Below are 23,233 nucleotides of genomic sequence, written 5' to 3'. Positions count from 1 at the left end.
CCATACACTACATACAAAAAAAGAAAGAGAATGATTTTCTAGGGGGACCATTAGAGATGAAGTTAAAACAAAATAGGGCTCTGTATTTCTTTATCCTGCCAGGGCTGATCCTCTACTTGATTTTCTTCGTATATCCTACGGTAAGCGCGCTGTTTTACTCGTTTACAGACTGGGATGGACTTACGGCGGATTTCAATTTCGTGGGAGCGCAGAACTACCTAAACATCTTCACGAATGATTCGATCTTCGTAAAGGCAATGGGCAACAATGTGAAATTCATGCTGTTCGTCGTAATCTTCCAGACACTGTTTTCACTCGTGTTCTCCATGTTCCTGGTAAGGAACTCCAAAACCACGGTCTTTTTAAGGGCCTTATATTTTTTCCCAACGATTCTTTCCTCCGTTTCTGTTGCCTTTATCTGGGCATTCATTTACGACCCCAATATGGGAATCCTTAACACCGTTCTGGAAAAATCCAGTCTGGGCTTTTTAACACAAAACTGGCTCGGCAATAAGGATATCGCCATCTTCTCCATTGCAGTGGTGCAGGTCTGGTTCCATACCGGGCAGATGATCATCCTGTTTGTGGCGGGACTGCAGGGAATTCCGAAAGACTTGTATGAAGTGGCCAAGATTGAGGGAGCTTCAAGATGGCAGAACTTCCGGTTTGTGACCTGGCCGATGCTAGCCCCTGCGGCAACGATCGTCATTGCTTATACGACCATCCAGTCCTTTAAAGCCTTTGATTTGATTTATGCCATGACGCGCGGCGGCCCGAACTATGCGACCGAAATTCTTGCGACGCTCATCTACTCCACGGCATTCAAAGGATTCAAGTTTGGCTATGCATCCGCAGAGGCCGTTATCTTCCTGATTGTGGTTGCCCTCATCACCTTCCTGCAGTTCCGCATCCTGCGTGCGAACCGCACAGAGGAATAGGAGAGCACACATAAGGATAAGCCGAATAAAAGCCAAATCAGAACGAAAAGAGGAATAGCATGAAAGTACTTAAGGGCGGAATGCTTACGATATATGCATTGCTGGTCATTATTCCTATACTGGCCATCTTCTTCACCACATTCAAAAGTCCGAACGAAATGTATGAAAATGTTTTGGGGCTGCCAAGCAGCTTCGGCTTTGGAAATTATTCCGAGCTGTTCCAGAGCAAATCGATGACCACTTATATTATGAACAGCGTCATCGTCACTCTATGCTCGGTGGCCATCACCCTGTTTTTTGCGAGTCTGATCGCCTATTCGGTTACCCGGATGACGAATTGGATCGGCAATACTGTGTTTGTGCTGTTCACTCTTGGCATGATGATTCCCGCCCAGGTGAACATGAGCTCGCTCTATAATTTGATGTACACACTCGGCTTGACCAACTCGCTCACCGGCCTTGTGATCGTGAATGCGGCCACAACGCTCCCAATCGCCGTGTTCATCCTGACAGGGTTCATGAAATCCCTGCCGAAAACCTTGTTTGAAGCGGCCATGATTGACGGTGCCACTAACTGGAACATTTTCCGGAAGATCGCGATTCCGCTCTCCATGCCGTCGATGGCCGCCACGTCCATCTTCCTGTTCGTCATGCACTGGAATGATTTGTTCTATCCTTTGCTCCTGATCACGGACAAACAATACAAAACCCTGCCGCTCGCCCTGCTCGAGTTCCAGGGAGAATATATCACCAACTACCCGATGCTGTTCACTGGAGTAATCATCGCTTCCGCTCCAATGGTCATCGCCTACGTCTTCCTGCAGCGCTATTTCATTGCGGGAATGACAGCAGGTTCTGTAAAGGGTTAAAAAAAGCGCTGTCCCAGCCTCGGGGCGGCGCTTTTTGGCTCGAACAGAGGGGGAAGCCGCCATGCATGAAGCAGTCTGTCCGAGTTTCCAGAAAGGAAAGGAATTTTCCCAACCTGCCCAACCCCCAAAGGGAGGGCAGGCATGGACGAATGTTGTTAAGATGGAAAAAAACAGCCTGGTCCCTAATGGGCTTCGGCTGTTTCGGAATTGCGTGATGTGAAGAGCTCGGCAAGAATAAGGGCGACTGCACCCATAGCGGTGGCATCTTCACCAAATTTAGACAGAATGATTTCTGTTTCTTTGGAAGGCTGGGTGAGCGCGCGCTGGCGGACTGTATGGGTGATGCTGTCCATGATCAGGCTGCTGGCATTGGAGATGCCGCCGCCGATGATGATTCTTTTTGGATTGACCGTATGAATCAGGTTGGTCAAACCCACGCCAAGATAGCGGCCGGCCTGCTCAAGTGCTGTTTTTGCCAGGCTGTCGCCTTTTAAGGCTGCTTCGTAAATCAGCTCTCCCGTAATAGCATCCATATCTTCTGCAAGCTCATGCAGCATGCTTGTATGGCCGAGCCGCATTTCTTTTTTCACGCGCTCGACGATGGCGGGACCCGAAGCAAAGGTCTGCAGGCAGCCGTAATTGCCGCAGGTGCACTGCGGTCCGTCGATATCAATGACCATATGCCCGATTTCGCCGCTGATAAAATGATTTCCATGGTACAAACGGCCGTTGATGATGATGCCGGCGCCGATTCCGCGGCCGACGTTGATGCAGACAAAGCTGTCGATACCGGCGCCGTTGCCGAACCACAGCTCGCCAAGACTCATGGCGCGGCCGTCATTTTCCACTTTTACAATCATGTTGAACCGCTCTTCAAGCACGGTTTTAATGGGGATATCCTGCAGATTGAGGTTCGGGGCGAAGATGGAAACTCCCTGTTTAACATCTACGATCCCGTGCATCCCCACGCCGATCCCTACAATCTTTTCTTCATCAATGTCCACCGCATCGATCATGTTCTGTACCGAATCGGTAATCAGGCCAAGGAGCGTATCCTTGCTGATTTCTGCCGGCATCGGGACAACCGTTTTTTTAATGATTTTACCCGTGATGCTGGTCAGGATCGTCTTAATGTTGCGCGATCCGATATCCATGCCGATAACATGGAACATTTCCTCATTCAGCGTAAGAAGGGTAGGCTTGCGCCCGCCGCTTGATTCGCCGAGCTTCTGCTGTTCGATGACAATCTCGGCAAGCAGGAGCTCCTTGACCAGGCTGCTGACAGTAGGCGGCGTCAGCTTGGTCAGTTTGGCAATTTCCGCCCGGGAAATAGGCCCTTTCTCACGGATTATATTCAATATGAGTGAACGGTTAATGGACTTCATTAATTTGAAACTGCCTCTTAGGAAGTTTTTTACCATATGGATTCCCCCGTGTAAGTCGGTTAAAAGTTACTTAATTAAATTTAATTATAAACTAATCCTTCATACTATTAAACCTTATATTAGGAAATTTGGCAGAAAAGGGAGGGGTTAAGTGTATAAGTGTTTAACCAAATGAATAGTATGTCCTATTTTAAAACTGTCTGTTTATTGGTAAATATTAATAAAATTACTCATATTGACACTAAACCCGATTTTTAATATCATTTTGCATTGTGAGAGTTGCAAAAAGGGTTTTGGTATGGGGTACTTTACAGACAGGAGAGGGTGCAGAGATGGATAGCGGATATACTCCTACATTGCCTTATGATCCCGGGACAAGGCTGACCCGGAATGAGCTGAAGGACATTCTGGATGATTGCATTACAGGCTTCAGGGATCTTGAAATCAAGGTGCCTGGACAGGAAGAAGTAAGGCTCAGCAAGGTGAGGGCCACAAAAATATTGCTCGACAGGCTGGAAAAGGACCAGCTCATAGAAATCATCAATCAGCTTTATCTTATTAATCTTAGAAATTCGAGTGAGCTATCTTTTTTAAAATTCATCTTGACCGGACTGCTGAGCGAGCAGGACGGCAAATAAAGTAACGCCAAAGCTTTAGCTTTTGGGGCAGGAAAAACACTTTTGATCAATCTTTTTTCTTTGCCAGACAGCATAATAGTCTTATTTTACCATTTGTCATTATATAATATTTTCTAAACCCGCGCTAGTGTTCCGTTGGAACTTATGTCAATTTTTTACTATAAAATATTTTATCTGAATTATCAAACGATATGAAAAAGACTTCCCGTTTAGGAAGTCTTTTTGTGCTGGGTGTCCCTTAAGGATCTCCTCGCCTGATATGCTGGCCGCATGCAAAAATGGCTTCCCGTTGGGGAAGCCATTATGTTTATTGCTGAATCATATTCTCGGAACCGTCAAATCTTGCCGTCTCCTCAGGTGTCAGCTCCAGATGGTTCTTGAGGGTGTTCCTGATTTCTTCAAGGGATATTTCATCAAGTTTATAATAATAGATTCCCTGGCTTGTATCATCTGTGCCCTTGAGTCCGAGAGGTTCAATTTGCGGGCCGTCCTGTGACAATACATATTTAAGGAATGCCCTCATTTCGCTGAATGTCAGGTTTGTCGTCATATTTGATCCGATGGCATCGATGACTTCTGTATATTTAGAAATGGCACCGGCTGAAGCGGCTTTGGAGGCGATAGCCTGAATGACCTGCTGCTGCCTCTGCCCGCGGAAGATATCGCTGTCCTGATGTCTTGTCCGGACGAATGCCAGTGCTTCTTCACCATTTACTGTCTGTTTACCCTTTTCAAGGTGGATGGCATCTTTTCGGTCCTTCGAATCCTGCTCACGCATTTCATAAGGAACATCCACGGTTATGCCGTTCAGGGCATCAACCACATCCATGAAGGCGTTAAAATTCATTTTCACATAATAATCCACCGGTACCTGCATCAATTCCTCGACGGTTTCGACCGTGGCTTTTGTGCCCCCGATCGCATGGGCGTGGGTGATTTTGGTGTAGCTGTCATTGGCAGGGACGTGAACATATGAATCACGCGGAATGCTTACGAGTTTTATAGTTTTATCCTTGGTATTGAAGCTTGCCAGAATGAGGGCATCGGAGCGTGTATTGCCCTTCAGCTTCCTTTTTTCACTGTCATCGATCCCGATGAAGAGAATGGATATATTATCTTCGGTTGGATCCACAGCCTCCGCCCGTTTGGACGATTTGCCAATCGATTCAAACGAACCGCTGAAAACATTTTCCGCTTTATTATAAAGATAAGCGGCATAGCCTGTCCCGACGAGAGCCAGCACCAGTATCGGCACCAATATGAAAGACAGAAGCCTTTTGCGCTTCCTCCGCTTTTTATATACTTTATAAACTCTTCTGTTAGAAGACATGGTAGTTTCTCCTTTAGGTTTCTATATTAATCTTTGACTTTATCGGCAGATTCCACAACATATTTTACAATTTATCACAAATTTCGTAAACCGCAACTTTACGAGCGAGTTTCATGAGGAATAGGGAGTCTCCTGGTAAAGGACCTCACCCTCTGTGATTTGTGCCTGGCCGTTTGTCAGTTCTGTCATCCACTCCGTGAAGGCATGGGCTTCGCTTTCCTCGGCAAAGGCCTCGATTTCGACTGCTTCGCTGTACTTGATTTCCTTGAGTGTGTAGATGGATGAACGAAGCTCGTTTTCCAGCTTGCCGAGCCAGGTATAGTCCACGGACGTGTGCATGACCCGCATCAGCCTGCGTTCCACGATGCCGGATGCATCGAGTCCTTCTGTGACCGACTTGCCATAGGCGCGGATCAGGCCGCCTGCACCAAGCTTAATGCCGCCGAAATAGCGGGTCACGACCACAACGGTATCCTTCAGATTCTTCTTCTTCAGGACCTCCAGCATCGGGACGCCCGCGGTGCCGCTTGGCTCGCCGTCATCATTCGCCTTTTGTATCAAATTATTTTCCCCAATTAAATAGGCAGAGCAATTATGGTTTGCGTCAGAATGCTTCTTCTTGATGGAAGCGATGAATTCCTGTGCCGCTTCCTCCGTCTCCGCCCGCTCCACATAGGCAATAAAGCGAGACTTCTGAATCACAATCTCCCGTTCCCCATAACCCTTCACCGTCAAATAAACCGGCAGCATCCAATCATCCTCTTTTATGGGGACAGTCCCCCATTTCCCGGAGGAGCTTCCCTTGTTTTTACATGTTTTGATAGAAAACGTCAATTATTTCCCAACATCCTAATCACCTATTATAATGTTTTCCCCCTGCGAGGGCAATGGATGTTGTTAGGAAGTCTGTTAATCTTTTAAAGGGCTGGGAGCTTCCGGGGCATAGGACTCGGCCGTAATTGTTTTTGTGCAGGATTGTAAAGGAATCTTAATATTACTAAAGACATGGCATGTTATAATGAAAAATATTCTAATAGATATATTTCATTATATCTGTATAGCAATATCTGGGAGAGTATACCCCGGTATAAATGGTAAGATCCCGGTATCACTGGCTTTGAAGTAAAATCGAATGCATAAAAAGCAATAGGTTCTAAACTTTCATGAGAAAATGGTTCTATGATGCGTGTTTCTAAAACATAGGTCCTTTTAACCTTTTTACCCATGACCTAATTTTCCCAACCTCAAAAATCGTTGAATTCTGAAAATTTCTGTTACAATATAAGATAGATTAGTGACAGGATTTTTAGGCTATAAGGTGATTGCATCATACATACATAGGTGTTATCTAGTAGAATAGTTCAGTTTTTAGAACTGGAAAAAGACGATAGACGAGACAGAATGCCGAAAGGCTGAATTTTTTTAACAGCGGGGTAAAGAAATGCCTTTAAAAAAAGTGGATACCAAGGTATTGGATTCTATTTTAGAAACGATGGTAGATACCGTAGGGCACAGCAAAAATGAAATCTTCCATATTGGGGAACAGTGCCGGCATGATTTTGAATCTCTGTCTGCTGAATTGAAGGAGATTAAAAAGACGGTGCTGAAGGTCATTGATGAAGGCGATAAGCTTGAGATCAATGCCCGATTTGCGCGCAAAAGGCTCTCTGAGGTCAGCCGCCATTTTAATCAATACAACGAAGAGCAGGTCAGGGAGGCCTATGAGAAAGCACATGCGCTCCAGGTGGACCTCCAGATGAACAGGCAGACGGAAAAGCAGCTGCGCGCACGAAGGGATGACCTCGAACGGCGGCTTCAGGCCACGCTTGAAACCATTGAGCGTGCCGAACAGCTGAGTTCCCAGATTTCTGTGGTCCTCAATTATCTGACAAGCGATCTCCGCCAGGTGGGAGAAGCGCTTGCAGATGCGAGAAGGAAACAGGAGTTTGGCTTGAAGATCATTGAAGCCCAGGAGGAAGAACGCAAGAAGCTGTCACGGGAAATTCATGACGGTCCGGCCCAGATGCTGGCAAATGTCATGATGCGCTCGGACTTGATTGAGCGTGTTTTCCGTGAAAGAAGCACAGAGGAAGGCCTGCAGGAGGTCAAGGACCTTAAGCGGATGGTCCGCAACGCACTGTATGAGGTGCGGAGGATCATTTATGACCTCAGGCCGATGGCGCTTGATGACCTGGGGCTTGTTCCGACGCTGCGGAAATATCTGCAGACGATCGAGGAGTATAACCAGGGCGTCAGGATCAGCTTTGTGAACCTCGGTGAGGAAAAACGGCTGCCGGCAAAAATGGAAGTTGCCCTCTTCAGGCTCGTGCAGGAGTCTGTACAGAATGCCTTGAAGCATGCCCAGCCGGGACATGTGCAGATCAAGATGGAATGTTTGAAGGACCGGGTGACCGTGGTGATCAAGGACGATGGCATCGGCTTTGATTCATCAGCCAAAAAGGAAGGCAGCTTCGGCTTGATCGGCATGGGAGAGAGGGTCGACCTGCTGGAGGGAAGCCTCAGCATCGATTCCAATATCGGGGCAGGTACCGTAATCATCATCCAGGTGCCGCTGAAAGTATCCCCGGCCATGCGTTTATCATAAGCTTCTAAGATTCCCGATCAGGGATGACTTATTTATAAGTAGATTAGATAGAAAAAAGAGTACTAGATAAAAGGGAGGCGAAGGCGTTGACAACTGATATCGTCATTATCGATGACCATCAACTTTTTCGCGAAGGGGTCAAGCGCATATTGGATTTCGAACCATCATTTGAAGTGGTAGCAGAAGGGGATGACGGTTCCGAAGCCATGGGGCTCGTTGAAGAAAACAACCCGGATGTGGTGATTATGGATATCAACATGCCCGACATCAACGGCATTGAGGCAACACGCCAGCTTGTTGAAAAATATCCGGAATCAAAGGTTATCATCCTATCCATCCACGATGATGAAAATTATGTAACACATGCACTCAAAACAGGTGCACGAGGCTATTTATTGAAGGAAATGGATGCCGATGCATTAGTCGAGGCAGTCAAGGTGGTAGCGGACGGAGGCTCATACCTCCACCCGAAGGTCACTCATAACCTGGTTTCCGAATACCGCAGGCTCGCGGCAGTCGAAGGCAAGGAAAAAGACCATCGCCCAGCCTATGAAATCCGCAGGCCGCTTCACTTATTGACGCGCCGCGAATGCGAAGTGCTTCAGCTGCTCGCAGACGGCCAGAGCAACCGCGGAATCGGCGAAACGCTCTACATCAGCGAGAAAACAGTCAAAAACCATGTAAGCAACATCCTGCAGAAAATGAATGTAAACGACCGTACACAGGCCGTAGTTTTAGCCATAAAAAACGGCTGGGTCGAAGTAAAATAGAGAAGGCGCGCCTGACATCAGGGCGCCTTTTTTTGTGGGAATTAAGTGGAGAACTGGGAAATGGGGCCTGTCCCCGATTTCCCGGAAATAGGGGACAGGCCCCATTTCCCAGATTATTTCCCGAACATTAAATAAAGTAATACAGAAGTGAAACGAGCAGCCCGCAGCCAGAGAAGAGGATGGAACCTGAGAAGAATGGGGTGTTTTTGGGGTTAAAGATTTTGACTTCGCCCCGCTCATAGCCATTGTGCTTCCTGCTGACAGTCGAGATATTATCTTTCAGCGAAATATAATAGGGAAGATACCAGACTAAAACAAGCACACCGATGCTCGCGGCAAAAAGAGTGGAGATAAACGAAAAATGGAAGATCCTTTCTGCAGCGAGTACGACGGCGCATTCAAAGGCAATCGTCGCAGCAAAGAGCAGGGCATACTTCTTCTTCGGATTCATCTGCTCGAGATATCTCCGCGAAACCACCTTCTCTGCAAATTCGACGATCTTTCCTAACAGAACCAGAAATACGATTAGTAAAAGAATCAAACCAAAAAACACACCGATGGCAGCATACGCCATAATCTCACCCCGCATGAAAAATTGTCCTATCCTAAATTTACCATAAAAAACAGGGCGGCTGGGAAATAATCGGGAAATAGGGGACTGTCCCCCATTTCCGGGAAATGGGGACAGTCCCCCCGGGATGTTGTATAATGAATAAAAATACGGAATAAGGCAGGTTTTTTTATGAGGACGGCTGTTGTTACGGATAGTACGGCTTATATACCGGGCGAGACGCTTAGGAAGCTTGATATACATATGGTTCCGCTGAATGTGATTTTTGGCGAGGAGTCTTACCGTGAAGAAGTGGACATCACGGCCGGGGAGTTTTATGAGGAAATTAAGAAGCAGGATAAGTTGCCGACAACCTCCCAGCCGGCTGTAGGGGAGCTTGCTGCAAAATATGAGGAGCTGGCAGAGGAGTATGATGCGGTGATCAGCATCCACTTATCAAGCGGCATCAGCGGTACATATCAGGGCTCCATCACGGCAGGAAGCCTGGTGGAAAACATTACGGTCTACAGCTTTGACACCGAGATCAGCTGTATGATTCAGGGCTTCTATGTGCTGGAGGCTGCGAAAATGGCGAAGGAAGGCCGACTCCCTGAAGAAATCATGGAGCGTCTAGAAGATATGAAGAAAACGTCCAATGCCTACTTCATGGCAGACGACCTTTCCCATCTCCAGCGCGGCGGCCGCTTGAGCAGCGCCCAGGCTTTCATCGGCAGCATGCTGCAGATCAAGCCTCTCCTCACATTCAAGGATAAAATCATCATTCCGTCCGAAAAGATCCGCACCCGGAAAAAAGCGATGAAACGGATTGAAGAACTCCTGCAGGAGGCACAGACAGGCGAAACGATGCAGGCTGCTATCATCCATGCCAACCGCGCGGCAGAAGCCGAGGAATGGATGGCAGAGCTTGCGCCGAAATTCCCGCATGTTGAGTTCTGCATCAGCTACTTCGGTCCGGTCATCGGCACCCACATTGGCGAGGGCGCCATGGGCCTTGGCTGGGCAAAAAAATATTAAAGGTTTTCATGAATTCGGTGCCGAATGATAAAAGGGCACCGAATTTTTTAATGGAGGTGGATTCCCTGAATCTATCAAAACTTTTTCCCCCTAAACTCCCTTCTCATGATCCCCCCGCGCCTCGCTCCAAACCAATTATCCCTTTTGCGCATTCCCCCAAATTCCAGAAGCATCTCGCCGGCAGGATGCTGCTGCATGAGGAGCTCCTTGAGTATCACAGACTTCTCGAAAGCCACCTCGCACACGGCTATATTGGCTGGATTCCGGGCCTTACGGAAGGGGGCAGGGTCTTCACCTGCAGCCGGTGTGCGAACACTGAATCCCATCTTTTCGCCGAATTCCCCTGCAGTGCGTGCGGAAAAAACTGCGCCTACTGCCGCAGGTGCATCATGATGGGGCGGGTCAGCTCCTGTTCAAAGCTGTATGTGTGGAGGGGTCCGGAACCGGCATACCCAAGCCTTGTAGATCCGCTCGCCTGGAAGGGAACCCTTTCTCCTGCACAAAAGGAAGCGTCGCTGAAAGCAGTAGCTGCTATACGGACCAATAGTGAACTCCTTATATGGGCCGTCTGTGGCGCCGGCAAAACAGAGATTCTGTTCGAGGCCATTGCCGCTGCCCTGGCAGAGGGAAAGCGGATCTGCTTTGCCGCGCCGAGGACGGATGTGGTGCTGGAGCTCGCTCCGCGCCTGCGGGCTGCCTTTCCGAAAGCGATGACCGCCGCCCTGTACGGCGGCAGCGAGGAGCGGCACACTCCGGGGCAGCTGATTCTCACCACCACCCACCAGCTCTACCGCTTCCGGCAGGCATTTGATGTGATGATCATTGACGAAGTGGATGCCTTCCCCTTTTCAGCCGATCTTACCCTGAGGCATGCCGCTGAGAGAGCCAGAAAAAATCCCTCTTCTCTCATTTATTTAACCGCCACACCCTCAAACTCCCTGAAACGGCAGGCTGCTTCAGGCGGACTCCCCTCCGCCGTCATCCCAGCCCGCTTCCACCGTCATCCGATTCCGGTCCCCGATCTCCAGTGGTCAGGGAATTGGGAGAAGAGTTTGGCGAAAAAGAAAATCCCCATCCGGGTGAAGACCTGGCTTGAAGAACGCCTCCAGCTTTCTCTCCCCTTTCTCATCTTCTTTCCCAGCATTAAAAAAATGGAAGAAGCGCTCCCGCTGTTTCAGGCACACTACCCGGAAATTGCCGCCGTCCATTCAGAGGATCCCCACCGCAAGGAAAAGGTTCTCGCACTCCGGGAAGGGCGGGTGCCGGGACTCCTCACGACCACAATCCTTGAGCGGGGCGTGACCATTCCGCGACTTGATGTCTGTGTGCTCGGTGCCGAGCAGCCGGTTTTCACTGAAAGCGCCCTGGTCCAGATTGCCGGCAGAGTCGGACGGAAGGCCGAGCATCCCCATGGCAGCATCACCTTTTTCCACTTTGGCAGAACAGAAGCCATGCTTACGGCTGTAAAACACATTAAAGGAATGAACAGGGAAGGCGAAAAAAGGGGGCTTCTGAATTGAAGTACTGCTTATATTGCGGCTACAGACAGGAGGAGAACATCACCTGGTCATCGCTTTTTGCAAAAGAAAAAGGGGAAAGCCGCTTTTGCCGGGATTGCCTGGGGAAGCTTGAGGAAATTACCGGCATCCGCTGTGAGATCTGCAGCCGCCCGCTAGCCGGAATTCCCACCGCTTCATGTGCAGAAGGCAGGTGTGCAGACTGCCGCCGCTGGGAGGAAGATTCTCTGTGGCAGGGAGTTCTTGCCCAAAATACTTCCCTCTACCAATACAATGATTTTTTAAAAGAGCTGCTCGCACAATTTAAGTACCGCGGCGATTATATATTAATAGAAGGTTTTAAGGCTGCACTCACAAAAGCTCTAAAAGATCTTGAGTTCGATCTAGCCGTTCCGATTCCTCTAAGCCATGAGCGGCTGGCAGAAAGGGGCTTCAATCAGTCAGAGGCCGGAATTTCTGTTATGGGGCTCGAATCCTTCCATGCTCTTAAACGGACCCACTCAGAAAAACAGTCCAAAAAAACAAGGGAGGAGCGGATCCGGCATGCTCAGGTGTTTTCACTTTTAAACGGCGCTGAGATCACCGGAAAGTCTATCCTTCTGTTTGACGATATTTACACCACAGGCTCCACGCTCAGGCATGCAGCCAAAGTTTTAAAGGATGGGGGCGCCGCACACGTTTCTTCGCTTACTCTTGCGAGGGGTTGAAAACCCGGGGTCATCTGCCGATATAGTTAGTATAAAAGGAATCAAGGGGAGATAAAGGGATGGCAGAAATACTGAACTGTCCAAGCTGTGACGCGATTTTTGTCCAGAATAGTGTGCGGGACGTGTGTGAAAACTGTTATAAGGAAGAACAAACTGAATACGAAAAGGTTTATAATTATATAAGAAAAAGGGAAAACAGGATGGCTACCATCGAGCAGGTGGTAGAAACGGTGGGGATTGATCAAGAATTGCTGCTTAAGTTTATCCGTACCGGCAAATTAAAGCTCGCCCAATTCCCGAACCTCGGTTATCCATGTGCTAAATGCGGCACCCTGATCCGCGAGGGAAAGCTTTGTGGCAGCTGCACGTCCAGTCTAAAAGGCCAGCTTGAGACGCTCGCAAAGGAAGAAGCCCGGACCCAGAAGATCGAGAATCGAAATGCATTTTTTACCAGGAGAGGATAGAAAGCCCTCTGGTTACATTTCTGCAAAATTTGTCAACAAAAAGTAATATAAATAAATTCAAAAAAGTGCCCGTTCATCCGATAATATAGACATGGAGAAAAACGAACGACTGAAGGAGAGGTATTACCTATGAAAATCAACCATCTCAGTTCGGCAGGCATGAACCCATACCAGCGTCAGATCCAGAAAACAGACGAAATCAAGCAAAGCTCGCTGAAGGCAGATAAAGTGGAAATTTCAAAGACAGCAAAAGAGCTCCAGCACACCTCCCAGATCCCCGCCCAGCGCGAGGCGAAGGTAGAAGAGCTCAAGCAGCAGCTTAAAAACGGAACGTACAAGGTAGATGCCGGAGAAACAGCGAAAAGCATCATCAAGTATTACTTTAATAAATGAGACTGACCGGGTGCGGTCAGTTTCCATTTTTCTAAATCAAAAAGGAGGCGCGGAGAACATGTCTGCCCAGAGTATCTTGAACGCCATGGAAAAACAGCTCAAGCTCCATCAGAGCCTGTATGACCTGGCCCAGAAAAAAACAGAGATCATCAAAAAAGGCGACATGCCGGCCCTGAATAAAATCATGATCCACGAACAAAACCATGTGAAGGCCATCGGCATGCTGGAAAAAGAGCGGGAAGTGGCAGTGAACACATTCCTTTTGGGACAGGCCCCAGGGACAGAGCGAACTCTCGCTGAATGCATACGTGTCGCCGGGCCCGAAGAAAGAGAGTCGCTGCAGGCGCTGAAAGTGCGGCTGACAGATCTCATTCTGAAGCTGAAGGACGCCAATTACCTGAACCAGCAGCTAATCTATCAATCTCTGCAATTCATCAATCTATCGCTTGACATGGTCCGGCCGAAACAGCAGAACTTCAATTATGAAAAGCCGGTACAGCAAAAAGGGCAAAAGCCGGCAGGCAGCAGGTCCTACTTTAATTCCAGAGCATAAACGGAGGAACAGACGATGATTTCAACCTTTCATGGCTTAGAAACGGCCAAGCGGGGAATGACCACCCAGCAGAACGCCCTTTTTGTGACCGGCAATAATATATCAAACGCCAATACCCCGGGATACACCCGCCAGCGCGTGAACTTCACCCAGACCGAAGCCTTCCCGCCGCCATCGATGAACCGGCCGCAGATTCCGGGCCAGATGGGAACGGGAGTGACCGCAGGCAGTGTTGAGAGGGTAAGGGAAAGCTTCCTCGACGTCCAGTACCGCAGTGAGTCCAACAAGCTCGGCTACTGGGAGACTAGGGCCGATTCCCTGCAGAAGATGGAAGAAGTGCTGAATGAGCCGTCCGAGGCCGGGTTGTCCGCAGTCATGGACCAGTTTTGGGGATCGCTGCAGGATTTGTCCATCAATCCGAACAATTCCGGCGCCCGCTCGGTGGTGCGACAGCGCGGCATCGCAGTCGCCGAAACCTTCAACTACCTGAGCAGTACCCTGAAAAGTGTCCAGGGTGATCTGAAGAATGAGATGGATGTCTCCGTCACTCAGGTCAACTCGCTGCTTCATCAAATCAATAACCTGAACCAAAAAATTGCAGACGTAGAGCCGCACGGCCTTTTGCCGAACGACTTATATGATCAGCGCGACTCGCTGGTCGATCAGCTGTCTACCATGGTCAATATTTCAGTGAAAACAACCGGCACAGGCGGCATGCCGGCCAAAAAACCGGACGGCACACCAATGGCGCTTGGCAAATATACCATTGAACTCGTCACGGCAAATGGCACACGTCCATTGCTCAGCGGCAATTCAAATACAGTCAATGAACTAAAAGTAAATTATGATAAAGACACCAAGATGGTCGAGAGCATTTCCGTCGGCCCGCGTGTGCTCGATGCAAACGGCAATCCTACTGAAGAGATAAGCGGAACCCCCATCGATATCGAAGCATTTACTGCAAGCGGCAAGCTGCGCAGTTTGGTAGATTCGTATGGATTTGAAACAAAAGCACTTGATCACGCCACCGGCAAACATATAGTAAAAGGCCTGTATCCCGAGATGCTCCATAAATTGGATCAAATGGCGTATGAATTCGCCGCAAAGTTCAATGAAGTCCATCAAAGCGGATGGGATGTGAAGAGCATAGCAGCCGGCACCCAGACACCAAGGAGCTTTTTTGACGGTGTGGGCAGCGCTGATGGTGCTGCAGGAAGCATTAAACTGCATAAGGATATCGCAGATTCCCTTGACCATATTGCAGCAGCAGGAACCAAGTCAATCGGGGACGGCAGCAATGCACTGAAGCTGGCTGAAGTAAAAAATCAGCCGCTCTCCATCGATGGAGAAACTAGCACGATCCAAAGCTATTATGAAGGCGCCATCGGCGATATGGCTGTCCAGTCACAGGAAGCGATCCGAATGACCAACAATAGCGGCATCCTCCAGCAGTCAGTGGATGAACGCCGCCAGTCCGTCAGCAGTGTCAGCCTCGATGAAGAGATGACGAATATGATCCAATTCCAGCATGCCTACAATGCGTCTGCACGTATGATCAGCCTGGTGGACGAAATGCTCGACAAAATCATCAACGGTATGGGAACCGTCGGAAGGTAAGGTGAGAACTAAATGCGCGTAACACAAAACATGCTTGCGGGCTCATCCCTCAAGCACATCAGCAACAGCTACCAGCGGATGGGCAAATACCAGGACCAGCTGTCCACAGGCAAAAAAATCACCCGTCCATCCGATGACCCGGTCGTGTCCATGAAAGGGATGTTCTACCGGACGAATCTGACTGAGGTGGAGCAGTATAAGAGGAATTTGTCTGAGTTGAATTTGTGGATGGAAAATTCGGACGCCAGTATGGATCAGGCGAATACATCGCTACAGCGGATTCGTGAGCTTTTGCTGCAGGCGAAGAATGATACCAATACAGTGGATGAGCGGACATCCATAGCGGCTGAAATCGACCAATTAAAGCAGGACCTGGTGAATGTAGCTAATACAAAAGTAGCTGACAAGTATATTTTTAGTGGAACTGATGTCAACGACGCTCCAATCGAACTGAAAGCTGATGGAAAGTTTGTGAAATCATTAAATACTGATGCTTTTAATGTAGCGGTCGGACCAGGTGTTACCCTCAGGGCTAATATTAATCCTGCAAATGTCTTCTCAGAAGATCTCTTTACGGGCTTAACGGAGCTAGTCCAAGACCTAAAAGACAACAAAACTTCTAATTTAGACACTAAGCTTACAGATTTGGACTCCCACCTAAACAGTTTATCTTCAGAACGTGCAGACCTAGGAGCCCGATATAACCGTCTTGAAATGATTTCATCCCGCATTGATACTCAGGAGGTTTTTGCGAATCGGGTATTATCTGACAACGAAGATGCCGATATAGAACGTGTTATCACTGATCTTAAGACACAGGAAAGTGTGCACCGAGCCGCACTTAGTGTAGGAGCACAAATCATACAGCCGACATTAATGGACTTTTTACGATAAGCTATTCTAAATGAATAGCTTTTTTTTCAATGCTGAATAAGGAGAGAAGCCTATGAATATACCGCAAATACGCCTGCAGTCAACTCCAGGCAAGATAGAAATGAGAACCGTGCAGCCGCAGCAAATGATCGATCAAATGCCTGCTGAGCTATCCATTGAGCAGCCGAAAGCCGAGCTTTCAATTGAAACGACTCCGGGAAAGCTGACAATCGACCAGACCAGGGCACGAGAAGATGTTGATCTTAAAAGTATCTTCAAACGGACAGCGGAATTTGCCCAGCAAGGGTATGAAGACTGGCTGAGCGGCCTGGCGCGTGTCGCTTCAGACGGCGATGAATTGATGCAGATAGAGAATGGGTTTAAGGCTATAGTAAACCAGGCAAAACGAAATAGTGAGAGCCCTATGTATGATTTTAATATTGGCTGGGTTCCCTCTCATGGCAGCGTTAAGATTAATTACGAACCGGCAGAAGTAAAGGTGGATGCTGTGCCGCAGAAACCAAGGATAACGGCCGAGGCTGTGAAACCGATCCATGAATATACACCAGGACAGACAGAAATCAGCATGAAGCAGTATCCGTCACTTTCCATTGAATTTACAAATGCCATTGATAAAAAATACTGAGGAGGGCAAAAATGTTTATTCAAACTAAGTATCATGATCAATTAGATGTAGTGGAACAGGAAGTTCTGGCCTTCCAGGATGGAATCCCTGGTTTTAATGATGAAAAGGAGTTCGTTATTCTGCCGCTTTCTGAGGAAATTCAGATATTGCAGTCTGTAAAAACGAAGGACGTTGCGTTTGTGCTGGTAATCCCGTTTCTGACTGAACCTTCCTACGAGTTCACGTTAGATGATGCTGCCATCGAGCAGCTGCAGATTGAAAAGCCGGAGGATGCTGAGGTTTATTCCATCATATCTGTAAAAGAACCCTTCCAGAGCTCTACGATTAACCTTGCCGCACCAGTGGTAGTGAACCGGACAAAGCGCCTGGGCAAACAGGTGATCCTGCATGACTCGGCCTATTCAATCCGGACTCCCCTGCAAAAATCCGCTTCAGGACAGAAGGGGTGAATATAAAATGCTCATACTAACCAGAAAAAAAGGCGAATCCATCCAAATTGGCCCGGATATTGAGATTAAGATTGTGGCAGTCAGCGGGGATCAAATCAAAATAGGCATCGATGCCCCGAAAAATGTAGATGTATTCAGGAAGGAAATATACCTGGATATACAAAATGAAAATAAGGACGCACTGGTTTCTAAGGTAAATCTTAACGAATTTATAAATTCCATAAAAAAAGATAAATAAATTCAAAAAAACTATTAAAACATTCCCATCACCTCCGATAATACTATTGTAAAGGTTGAGAGGCGGCCGACTTTCAAGCCTTATAATAGGGCACACAAGGATGTGGGCCATAACATTCAAGGAGGAATTTTGTAATGAGAATCAATCACAATATCGCAGCACTTAACACACATCGTCAGTTATCAACAGCAACTAACGCACAAGGTAAGTCAATGGAGAAGCTATCTTCAGGTCTTCGCATCAACCGTGCTGGTGATGATGCAGCAGGTCTAGCTATCTCAGAAAAAATGCGTGGACAAATCCGTGGTCTAGAACAAGGTTCAAGAAATGCTCAAGATGGAATTTCAATGCTTCAGACAGCTGAAGGTGCACTAAATGAAACACATTCTATTCTTCAACGTATGCGTGAACTTTCAGTACAAGCTTCAAACGATACGAATGTAACGGAAGACCGTGCGGCGCTAAACGAGGAGTACCAAGCTTTAGCATTAGAAGTTACCCGCATCTCTGACGAAACTGAGTTTAATACTCAAAAACTTTGGACTACTGGAACTACCGTTGATTTTCAAGTTGGAGCAAATGCTGGACAGAAAATTTCTTTTACATTCCAGGACATGGATGCAGCAGCTCTTTTGACAACAGTTGGAGACTTAACGACTAAGGCTAATGCTCAAACAGCGATGGGTGCTTTAGATACAGCTATTGAAACTGTTTCAACTGTGCGTTCAAAATTAGGTGCGACTCAAAACCGTCTAGAACATACTATTAACAACTTAAACACATCTTCTGAAAATTTAACAGCTGCTGAATCTCGTGTACGTGACGTAGACATGGCAAAAGAAATGATGGAACAAACTAAGAACTCTATCCTTTCTCAAGCTGCTCAAGCAATGTTGGCTCAAGCTAACCAACAGCCTCAAGGTGTATTGCAGTTGTTACGTTAATTTTAGCAAAAGGACCTTAGAAAATCTAAGGTCCTTTTATTAATAAACAATCAAGGAGTTGTTTTCTTGAAGACTTTAGCTTTAGTAATGATTGTGAAAAATGAGGAAAAAAACCTTAAAAGGTGTATTGATAGTGTAAAAGACTTTGTAAATGAGATAATTATTGTTGACACAGGTTCAATTGATAATACTAGAAATATTGCACTTAATAACGGAGCAAGAGTATTTGAATATGAATGGAGAAATGATTTTTCTGATGCAAGGAATTTTAGCATAAGACAATCAACCTCTGATTGGAACCTAGTTTTAGATGCTGATGAATACATCTTATCTGGTCATCATTCTTTAATGGATTTTATAGAAAAAAATAATAATAAAATTGGTAGAGTAAATATTTTAAGTAGATATTTAGATGATGGAAAAGAACAGATAGAGTCCTCCTATGTTTCTAGATTATTTCCTAATAACGGGATTTTTTTTAAGGGAAGAGTTCATGAACAGATAGAGTCAACTTTCCCGAGAGAGAAAATTTCTGTTAATGTTGAACATGATGGTTATTATCAGAATGATAAAACCGATAGAAATCTTCCCCTCTTATTTGAGGAACTAAAGATATCTCCAAGTGATCCTTACATCCTATATCAAGTCGGTAAGCAATATTATTTGAAAAAGGATTATACTAAAGCAACTAATTACTTTTCTTCATCTTATAAAAATATAGATAACAATGTATATTTTAAACCTAAATTGATAGTTGATTATATATATAGTTTGATAAAAAGTGGGAATTTAGAATTTGGTTTAAGAATAATTGAAATGGAAAAAAATAATTTAGCATCGTCAACAGACTTTCACTTTGTGTGTGGTGTTTTTTTTATGGAGTTAGTATTCAGTAATGTGAATAAATACATAAATTATTTTCCTTTAATTGAACGAGAGTATTTAAGATGTTTAGAAATAGATGAAGACAAAAAACAAGAAATCGTCAAGGGGACTGGTAGTTATTTAGCTCTTTATAATTTAGGGACGGTATATGAAACAACGGATAATAAAAGTAAGGCAATAGAGTATTACAAAAAATCTTCGGAATATAAATATAAACCGGCTCGAAAAAGGTTAGAAGAACTGCTGCATTGACTTAGTCAGGCTATCCAGTCAATAGAATCAAAAATAATTACAACGCTTGTGATTATGGAGTTCAAACTAACCAACAGCATAAGGTGTTTTCAATTGCTTCGTTAATCTTCGCCCGACGGTTAAGATTTGCGAAAAAGATAGAGACTCTAGGAAATTTCCTAGGGTCTCTATTTCTGCTCTTTTATTCACATTACAGTCATTAACTATCTTTTGAAGAATTTCCATCGTGGCGTTTGCCCGCAGGTAAAAAGAACCTTCGGCATCACTGCCGAAGATCTTGAAAGAATTTCTGTCTTTATCGTTACCTTGTACATCTGAACTTTTTAAACATTACTATATTATTGTCCACCACCAAATTGACTCATTAACCAGCTGCTTTGATTATTAGCGTTTTGCATAGCTTTCTCCATAGCAGTAAATTGTTTATAATACTTGTTTTCCAGTGAAACCATCCGTTGTTCAAAATCATCGATACGCTTGTCTATTGCGTAAATTTGTTTACCTACCACACTAATCGGTCCATTTAAAGCTTGCTTACCTAGGGCGGTCATCACTGCATCTATTTGTTCATATAGCCTGTCAGCAACACCACTTTGATTATACTTTTCAAGGCTTTTGAGAGTATTGGACGTGTCTCCAGATGGAAGATTGCTAGTGCTTTTACTAAAAATGTTTGTCACCTTAGTTAAATCGTTGGCTATCGCAGCCTTTAATTTGGTTTCGTCTATCTTTAACTTTCCGTTATCCTTCCAACTCTCAGCCAATCCAATTCCGATGGAGCTTAAAGTACCAACAGTTACACTACTACCGCTTGATTTGTCAATGACAGGAGCATTTGTAGCTGAACGCATTTTTGTAAGAAGATTAGTTATAAGCGGATCTCTGCCTAATAAACCTTCCTTGGCTTTTGATTCCCAGTTTTCGATTTGACTATCTTTCATAGCGGTTCTTTGCTCATCTGTTAGAGGGTCGTATCCTTTAGCTTTCCTCTCATTTACCTTGCTGGTGAGATCGTCAACCAAACTGTTATACGTATCAACAAATTTTTTGATTCTATCAAAGATGGCATCATTATCTTTCTTTTGCGTTATAGTGGTTATAGCTGCAGAAGTCCCTTTTATATCAAACTTTACACCATCATAAGTAATGGAGTTAGTGTCGGACTTATACAATAAACCATTTATGATAGCTTCTGCTTGAATTTTATTACGTCCCTGTACAGAAGAAACGGTAGTACTATTGCCAAAAGTGTTCTCATCAGTGGTGTTAATTTGTCCAGTTGATCCCATTGATATTCCTAAAGCGGAAAGGGGGTTAGCTGCTGCACTATTAGGATCTGTTTCAATGATAACCTTAGATAAATCTCCTGTGTTCAAACTTGTAAAGGTAATCGATTTGTCTGCTGCAGAATAAGTCATTTTTAAACCAATGCCAGCAGTTGTGTTGACCTTATTCATAAACGCATCAAGTGTTTCAGCTGGATCGACACTGATAGTTTGACCATTAATCAATATAGAGCCCGCCTGCGTCACACCGAGGTCTGTCATTGTTTTAGTAGAGTCTGTAACAGTAGCAAAGAACTTAACAGAAGCAGTTCTTTCCGATTCGGCTAATTTAATACCGGTGATATCATAGCTTGCTTGTGTGGGAGAACCGATTACAGTCGCTGCTACAGCGTTAGGGTTCGAAGACTCAGATGAGTTCTTGTTAAAATCACCTGCCATACGCATATCTTTCATGAGATTACGAAGTTCAGTTAGCTTTGTATTAACATCTCGATATGAATCAGTCTTCCAAGTTTGCAGTTGTCTTTGTTGATGCAGCTTATCTACTGGTTTTCTGGCCGCAGTCATCAATTCTTTAACAGCTGAGTCAACATCAAAACCTGAAAATCCGTTTATTCTCATAGTTAATTCTCCTCTGTAAATTATTATAGTTATCTAATTGTAAATACTAATAAATCGATAAAGTCATACCTCTATAATATTATCGGCAAATTATGTATTTTTTTAAATAAAAGTATAAGGAGTAAAATATAGAAAAACCATAAATCTCTTTGGAATTTCAGACAAGAAATTTATAATGACTTTTCTAGATATGTTAAGTTGACTAAGATCCTGCAATAAAGGTCGAAATTACTGAAAACAAATTAGAAAATGAGGCACGATCAAATGAAACGCCGTTTAATTGGTTAGCCCATATAGTTATTAGGCGAGTGTTAATTTATAGATTGGGTTAAAGATAAAATTTCTTTTTATACTGGAAAATTTTTATATTAAGAAAATGGTAGTGCGTCCGATAAAGAAACTATAATGTAATTTTTTAATTTCGGAGGATAAATTTATGATTGAGCGCCTTTCAAATAATCTTTCTCCTACCTCAACTAGACCAACAGAGTATAACGGTAAAGAAAGTTCTCAGGTAAATGAAGAACAGCCAGATGTTTTAGAAAGTAAGAAAGACATTAAAAATGAATTAACCGAAGAAAAGTTGAATAATATGGTTAACAGTTTAAATCAGTTTTTAAACCATACTGCTCTCAAGTTTGAGTTTCATGAAAAATTGCATGAGTATTACGTCACGATAGTAGATAGCCAAACGAACGAGTTAATTAAAGAAATTCCGCCTAAAAAAATGTTAGATGTATTTGCTCAAATGGAACAATATTTAGGTATTATCATGGATAAAAAAATATAATCAGGTGAAATCTTGATGACTCTTAAGAATCAGTGGTGGAAGCCCGTTTTAATCATGTCGAAGGCAACTGCTAGCGAAAATTACAGCGTTTTATCGGAGAGTAATAGGAAAGGAAGATCTATAAATGGCATTGCAAAATCCTTACCAGGCATATCAAAATAACAGCGTCAATACTGCCTCGCCGGGCGAGCTTACCTTAATGCTATACACCGGATGTATCAAATTTATCCACCAGGCAAAAACGGCCATTGAGAATAAGAAAATAGAAGCGAAAAATACAAATCTCCAGAAGGCGCAGAAAATCATTCAGGAATTAATGGTCACATTAAATATGGAACTGGAAGTTTCACAAAATATGATGACTATGTATGACTATATGAACCACCGTCTGATAGAAGCTAATATAAAAAATGATATTAGCATTCTCGATGAGGTAGAATCCCTCATCACAGAATTCCGCGATACATGGAAACAGGTCATCCAGACAAACCGCCAGAAACAATACACGCAGGGCGGGTCCATCTAATGAACCGCCTGCTGCCATATCGCAATCTTTCCCTGAAGCTTATAGACCTTATGCAAACATCCACAGAAGAGAAACGGGAAGAACAGGTTACTGAGATTGAGAGGATCCTAGAAGAGCGGCAGTCGCTTCTTGCAGCAGCCACAGCGCCTTTTTCTGATGAAGAAAAAACGACGGGCCTGCTGCTGATTGGTCTCGAAAAGCAGGTAAATGACAAGATGGCTCAAATTAAGAGAGAAATACAGCAGGACATTAAAAAACTGCAGCAGAAAAAGCTCGGCAGCCAGAAGTATATCAATCCATATCAAGGATTGGCCACCGATGGCTATTTCTATGATAAACGGAAATAATTTGC

27 protein-coding genes are annotated in these 23,233 nt (G+C 45.2%); 21 read left to right on the top strand and 6 right to left on the bottom strand.

Features of this window, described 5'->3' with window-relative positions:
- Positions 1 to 56: 56 nt before the first annotated feature.
- The gene (locus V1498_RS20020) at positions 57 to 938 is read left to right on the top strand and encodes a carbohydrate ABC transporter permease (RefSeq protein ID WP_409295756.1); all 882 of its coding nucleotides are present in this window, start codon (positions 57 to 59) and stop codon (positions 936 to 938) included.
- A 59-nt stretch (positions 939 to 997) separates the two neighbouring features.
- Complete coding sequence (locus V1498_RS20015) at positions 998 to 1,807, top strand: carbohydrate ABC transporter permease (protein WP_409295754.1); 810 nt, start codon at positions 998 to 1,000, stop codon at positions 1,805 to 1,807.
- Between the two features lie 182 nt (positions 1,808 to 1,989).
- On the opposite strand, the gene V1498_RS20010 is transcribed toward V1498_RS20015, so the two are convergent.
- Complete coding sequence (locus tag V1498_RS20010; RefSeq protein ID WP_409295752.1) at positions 1,990 to 3,228, bottom strand: ROK family transcriptional regulator; 1,239 nt, start codon at positions 3,226 to 3,228, stop codon at positions 1,990 to 1,992.
- Between the two features lie 296 nt (positions 3,229 to 3,524).
- Between V1498_RS20010 and V1498_RS20005 the strand changes: the two genes are divergently transcribed.
- A complete protein-coding gene (locus tag V1498_RS20005) occupies positions 3,525 to 3,830 on the top strand; it encodes a hypothetical protein (RefSeq protein WP_409295750.1) in 306 nt (101 codons plus the stop codon).
- A 307-nt stretch (positions 3,831 to 4,137) separates the two neighbouring features.
- On the opposite strand, the gene V1498_RS20000 is transcribed toward V1498_RS20005, so the two are convergent.
- Both V1498_RS20000 and V1498_RS19995 read right to left on the bottom strand, forming a co-directional pair.
- Positions 4,138 to 5,160 carry an LCP family protein gene (locus V1498_RS20000; protein WP_409295749.1) on the bottom strand — a complete coding sequence of 341 codons (1,023 nt, stop codon included), beginning with the start codon at positions 5,158 to 5,160 and terminating at the stop codon, positions 4,138 to 4,140.
- A 111-nt stretch (positions 5,161 to 5,271) separates the two neighbouring features.
- Entirely contained in the window at positions 5,272 to 5,910 is a 639-nt protein-coding gene (locus V1498_RS19995; protein ID WP_409295747.1) for a YigZ family protein, read from the bottom strand.
- Between the two features lie 691 nt (positions 5,911 to 6,601).
- Between V1498_RS19995 and V1498_RS19990 the strand changes: the two genes are divergently transcribed.
- Together V1498_RS19990 and V1498_RS19985 are read left to right on the top strand one after the other, a co-directional pair.
- Positions 6,602 to 7,765 carry a sensor histidine kinase gene (locus V1498_RS19990; protein WP_409295745.1) on the top strand — a complete coding sequence of 388 codons (1,164 nt, stop codon included), beginning with the start codon at positions 6,602 to 6,604 and terminating at the stop codon, positions 7,763 to 7,765.
- Between the two features lie 86 nt (positions 7,766 to 7,851).
- On the top strand, positions 7,852 to 8,535 hold the full coding sequence (locus tag V1498_RS19985; RefSeq protein ID WP_409290532.1) for a response regulator: 684 nt from the start codon (positions 7,852 to 7,854) through the stop codon (positions 8,533 to 8,535).
- 127 nt (positions 8,536 to 8,662) lie between these two features.
- Here the strand turns inward: V1498_RS19985 and V1498_RS19980 are convergent, their stop codons facing one another.
- Positions 8,663 to 9,124, bottom strand: a complete 462-nt coding sequence (locus V1498_RS19980) for a hypothetical protein (RefSeq protein WP_409295744.1) — start codon at positions 9,122 to 9,124, stop codon at positions 8,663 to 8,665.
- Between the two features lie 153 nt (positions 9,125 to 9,277).
- On the opposite strand from V1498_RS19980, the gene V1498_RS19975 reads away from it, so the two are divergent.
- The gene (locus tag V1498_RS19975) at positions 9,278 to 10,120 is read left to right on the top strand and encodes a DegV family protein (protein ID WP_409295742.1); all 843 of its coding nucleotides are present in this window, start codon (positions 9,278 to 9,280) and stop codon (positions 10,118 to 10,120) included.
- A 74-nt stretch (positions 10,121 to 10,194) separates the two neighbouring features.
- On the opposite strand, the gene V1498_RS19970 is transcribed toward V1498_RS19975, so the two are convergent.
- Positions 10,195 to 10,446 (bottom strand): hypothetical protein, encoded by a 252-nt coding sequence (locus tag V1498_RS19970; RefSeq protein WP_409295741.1) that lies wholly within the window; start codon positions 10,444 to 10,446, stop codon positions 10,195 to 10,197.
- A gap of 63 nt (positions 10,447 to 10,509) precedes the next feature.
- Between V1498_RS19970 and V1498_RS19965 the strand changes: the two genes are divergently transcribed.
- From V1498_RS19965 to V1498_RS19910, 12 genes are all read left to right on the top strand, one after another.
- On the top strand, positions 10,510 to 11,640 hold the full coding sequence (locus tag V1498_RS19965; RefSeq protein ID WP_409295739.1) for a DEAD/DEAH box helicase: 1,131 nt from the start codon (positions 10,510 to 10,512) through the stop codon (positions 11,638 to 11,640).
- Positions 11,637 to 12,344, top strand: a complete 708-nt coding sequence (locus V1498_RS19960) for a ComF family protein (protein WP_409295737.1) — start codon at positions 11,637 to 11,639, stop codon at positions 12,342 to 12,344. Before V1498_RS19965 ends, V1498_RS19960 begins: the two co-directional genes overlap by 4 nt.
- A gap of 59 nt (positions 12,345 to 12,403) precedes the next feature.
- Entirely contained in the window at positions 12,404 to 12,808 is a 405-nt protein-coding gene (locus V1498_RS19955) for a TIGR03826 family flagellar region protein (RefSeq protein ID WP_409295735.1), read from the top strand.
- Positions 12,809 to 12,937: 129 nt separating this feature from the next.
- Positions 12,938 to 13,201: a flagellar biosynthesis anti-sigma factor FlgM gene (flgM, locus tag V1498_RS19950; protein ID WP_409295733.1), complete on the top strand. Its 264-nt coding sequence runs from the start codon at positions 12,938 to 12,940 to the stop codon at positions 13,199 to 13,201.
- Positions 13,202 to 13,259: 58 nt separating this feature from the next.
- Positions 13,260 to 13,754 (top strand): flagellar protein FlgN, encoded by a 495-nt coding sequence (locus V1498_RS19945; protein ID WP_409295731.1) that lies wholly within the window; start codon positions 13,260 to 13,262, stop codon positions 13,752 to 13,754.
- Between the two features lie 15 nt (positions 13,755 to 13,769).
- Positions 13,770 to 15,371 carry a flagellar hook-associated protein FlgK gene (flgK, locus tag V1498_RS19940; RefSeq protein ID WP_409295730.1) on the top strand — a complete coding sequence of 534 codons (1,602 nt, stop codon included), beginning with the start codon at positions 13,770 to 13,772 and terminating at the stop codon, positions 15,369 to 15,371.
- Between the two features lie 12 nt (positions 15,372 to 15,383).
- The gene (gene flgL / locus V1498_RS19935; protein WP_409295728.1) at positions 15,384 to 16,265 is read left to right on the top strand and encodes a flagellar hook-associated protein FlgL; all 882 of its coding nucleotides are present in this window, start codon (positions 15,384 to 15,386) and stop codon (positions 16,263 to 16,265) included.
- Between the two features lie 52 nt (positions 16,266 to 16,317).
- The gene (locus V1498_RS19930; RefSeq protein ID WP_409295727.1) at positions 16,318 to 16,890 is read left to right on the top strand and encodes a DUF6470 family protein; all 573 of its coding nucleotides are present in this window, start codon (positions 16,318 to 16,320) and stop codon (positions 16,888 to 16,890) included.
- A gap of 11 nt (positions 16,891 to 16,901) precedes the next feature.
- Positions 16,902 to 17,339: a flagellar assembly protein FliW gene (gene fliW / locus V1498_RS19925; protein WP_409295725.1), complete on the top strand. Its 438-nt coding sequence runs from the start codon at positions 16,902 to 16,904 to the stop codon at positions 17,337 to 17,339.
- A gap of 7 nt (positions 17,340 to 17,346) precedes the next feature.
- Positions 17,347 to 17,577, top strand: coding sequence for a carbon storage regulator CsrA (gene csrA, locus V1498_RS19920; RefSeq protein ID WP_409295724.1), 231 nt, complete (start codon positions 17,347 to 17,349; stop codon positions 17,575 to 17,577).
- A 134-nt stretch (positions 17,578 to 17,711) separates the two neighbouring features.
- A complete protein-coding gene (locus tag V1498_RS19915) occupies positions 17,712 to 18,521 on the top strand; it encodes a flagellin (protein ID WP_409295722.1) in 810 nt (269 codons plus the stop codon).
- A 66-nt stretch (positions 18,522 to 18,587) separates the two neighbouring features.
- Complete coding sequence (locus V1498_RS19910; RefSeq protein WP_409295720.1) at positions 18,588 to 19,658, top strand: glycosyltransferase; 1,071 nt, start codon at positions 18,588 to 18,590, stop codon at positions 19,656 to 19,658.
- A 338-nt stretch (positions 19,659 to 19,996) separates the two neighbouring features.
- Here V1498_RS19910 and fliD read toward each other — a convergent pair whose 3' ends face one another.
- A complete protein-coding gene (gene fliD, locus V1498_RS19905) occupies positions 19,997 to 21,565 on the bottom strand; it encodes a flagellar filament capping protein FliD (protein ID WP_409295719.1) in 1,569 nt (522 codons plus the stop codon).
- Between the two features lie 436 nt (positions 21,566 to 22,001).
- Between fliD and flaG the strand changes: the two genes are divergently transcribed.
- The 3 genes from flaG to V1498_RS19890 all read left to right on the top strand — a co-directional run bounded on the left by flaG (position 22,002) and on the right by V1498_RS19890 (position 23,228).
- Positions 22,002 to 22,355, top strand: a complete 354-nt coding sequence (gene flaG / locus V1498_RS19900) for a flagellar protein FlaG (RefSeq protein WP_409295717.1) — start codon at positions 22,002 to 22,004, stop codon at positions 22,353 to 22,355.
- A gap of 124 nt (positions 22,356 to 22,479) precedes the next feature.
- Positions 22,480 to 22,881, top strand: coding sequence for a flagellar export chaperone FliS (gene fliS / locus V1498_RS19895; protein WP_409295715.1), 402 nt, complete (start codon positions 22,480 to 22,482; stop codon positions 22,879 to 22,881).
- Positions 22,881 to 23,228: a flagellar protein FliT gene (locus V1498_RS19890; RefSeq protein WP_409295713.1), complete on the top strand. Its 348-nt coding sequence runs from the start codon at positions 22,881 to 22,883 to the stop codon at positions 23,226 to 23,228. Before fliS ends, V1498_RS19890 begins: the two co-directional genes overlap by 1 nt.
- Positions 23,229 to 23,233: the final 5 nt, after the last annotated feature.

Source organism: Paraperibacillus marinus (genome assembly GCF_046237605.1).
In the GTDB taxonomy this organism is placed as follows: domain Bacteria; phylum Bacillota; class Bacilli; order Bacillales; family DSM-1321; genus Paraperibacillus; species Paraperibacillus marinus.
The sequence above is the reverse complement of the archived record's forward strand: the minus strand, read 5'-3'. Positions and strand labels throughout refer to the sequence as shown.

Bases quoted from the DNA above. Each gene is read 5' to 3' on its own strand.
- V1498_RS20020 (WP_409295756.1), top strand. From the start codon at position 57: ATGAAGTTAAAACAAAATAGGGCTCTGTATTTCTTTATCCTGCCAGGG.
- V1498_RS20015 (WP_409295754.1), top strand. From the start codon at position 998: ATGAAAGTACTTAAGGGCGGAATGCTTACGATATATGCATTGCTGGTC.
- V1498_RS20010 (WP_409295752.1), bottom strand. From the start codon at position 3,228: ATGGTAAAAAACTTCCTAAGAGGCAGTTTCAAATTAATGAAGTCCATT.
- V1498_RS20005 (WP_409295750.1), top strand. From the start codon at position 3,525: ATGGATAGCGGATATACTCCTACATTGCCTTATGATCCCGGGACAAGG.
- V1498_RS20000 (WP_409295749.1), bottom strand. From the start codon at position 5,160: ATGTCTTCTAACAGAAGAGTTTATAAAGTATATAAAAAGCGGAGGAAG.
- V1498_RS19995 (WP_409295747.1), bottom strand. From the start codon at position 5,910: ATGCTGCCGGTTTATTTGACGGTGAAGGGTTATGGGGAACGGGAGATT.
- V1498_RS19990 (WP_409295745.1), top strand. From the start codon at position 6,602: ATGCCTTTAAAAAAAGTGGATACCAAGGTATTGGATTCTATTTTAGAA.
- V1498_RS19980 (WP_409295744.1), bottom strand. From the start codon at position 9,124: ATGCGGGGTGAGATTATGGCGTATGCTGCCATCGGTGTGTTTTTTGGT.
- V1498_RS19975 (WP_409295742.1), top strand. From the start codon at position 9,278: ATGAGGACGGCTGTTGTTACGGATAGTACGGCTTATATACCGGGCGAG.
- V1498_RS19970 (WP_409295741.1), bottom strand. From the start codon at position 10,446: ATGGGATTCAGTGTTCGCACACCGGCTGCAGGTGAAGACCCTGCCCCC.
- V1498_RS19965 (WP_409295739.1), top strand. From the start codon at position 10,510: ATGATGGGGCGGGTCAGCTCCTGTTCAAAGCTGTATGTGTGGAGGGGT.
- V1498_RS19955 (WP_409295735.1), top strand. From the start codon at position 12,404: ATGGCAGAAATACTGAACTGTCCAAGCTGTGACGCGATTTTTGTCCAG.
- flgM (WP_409295733.1), top strand. From the start codon at position 12,938: ATGAAAATCAACCATCTCAGTTCGGCAGGCATGAACCCATACCAGCGT.
- V1498_RS19945 (WP_409295731.1), top strand. From the start codon at position 13,260: ATGTCTGCCCAGAGTATCTTGAACGCCATGGAAAAACAGCTCAAGCTC.
- flgK (WP_409295730.1), top strand. From the start codon at position 13,770: ATGATTTCAACCTTTCATGGCTTAGAAACGGCCAAGCGGGGAATGACC.
- flgL (WP_409295728.1), top strand. From the start codon at position 15,384: ATGCGCGTAACACAAAACATGCTTGCGGGCTCATCCCTCAAGCACATC.
- V1498_RS19930 (WP_409295727.1), top strand. From the start codon at position 16,318: ATGAATATACCGCAAATACGCCTGCAGTCAACTCCAGGCAAGATAGAA.
- fliW (WP_409295725.1), top strand. From the start codon at position 16,902: ATGTTTATTCAAACTAAGTATCATGATCAATTAGATGTAGTGGAACAG.
- csrA (WP_409295724.1), top strand. From the start codon at position 17,347: ATGCTCATACTAACCAGAAAAAAAGGCGAATCCATCCAAATTGGCCCG.
- V1498_RS19915 (WP_409295722.1), top strand. From the start codon at position 17,712: ATGAGAATCAATCACAATATCGCAGCACTTAACACACATCGTCAGTTA.
- fliD (WP_409295719.1), bottom strand. From the start codon at position 21,565: ATGAGAATAAACGGATTTTCAGGTTTTGATGTTGACTCAGCTGTTAAA.
- flaG (WP_409295717.1), top strand. From the start codon at position 22,002: ATGATTGAGCGCCTTTCAAATAATCTTTCTCCTACCTCAACTAGACCA.
- fliS (WP_409295715.1), top strand. From the start codon at position 22,480: ATGGCATTGCAAAATCCTTACCAGGCATATCAAAATAACAGCGTCAAT.
- V1498_RS19890 (WP_409295713.1), top strand. From the start codon at position 22,881: ATGAACCGCCTGCTGCCATATCGCAATCTTTCCCTGAAGCTTATAGAC.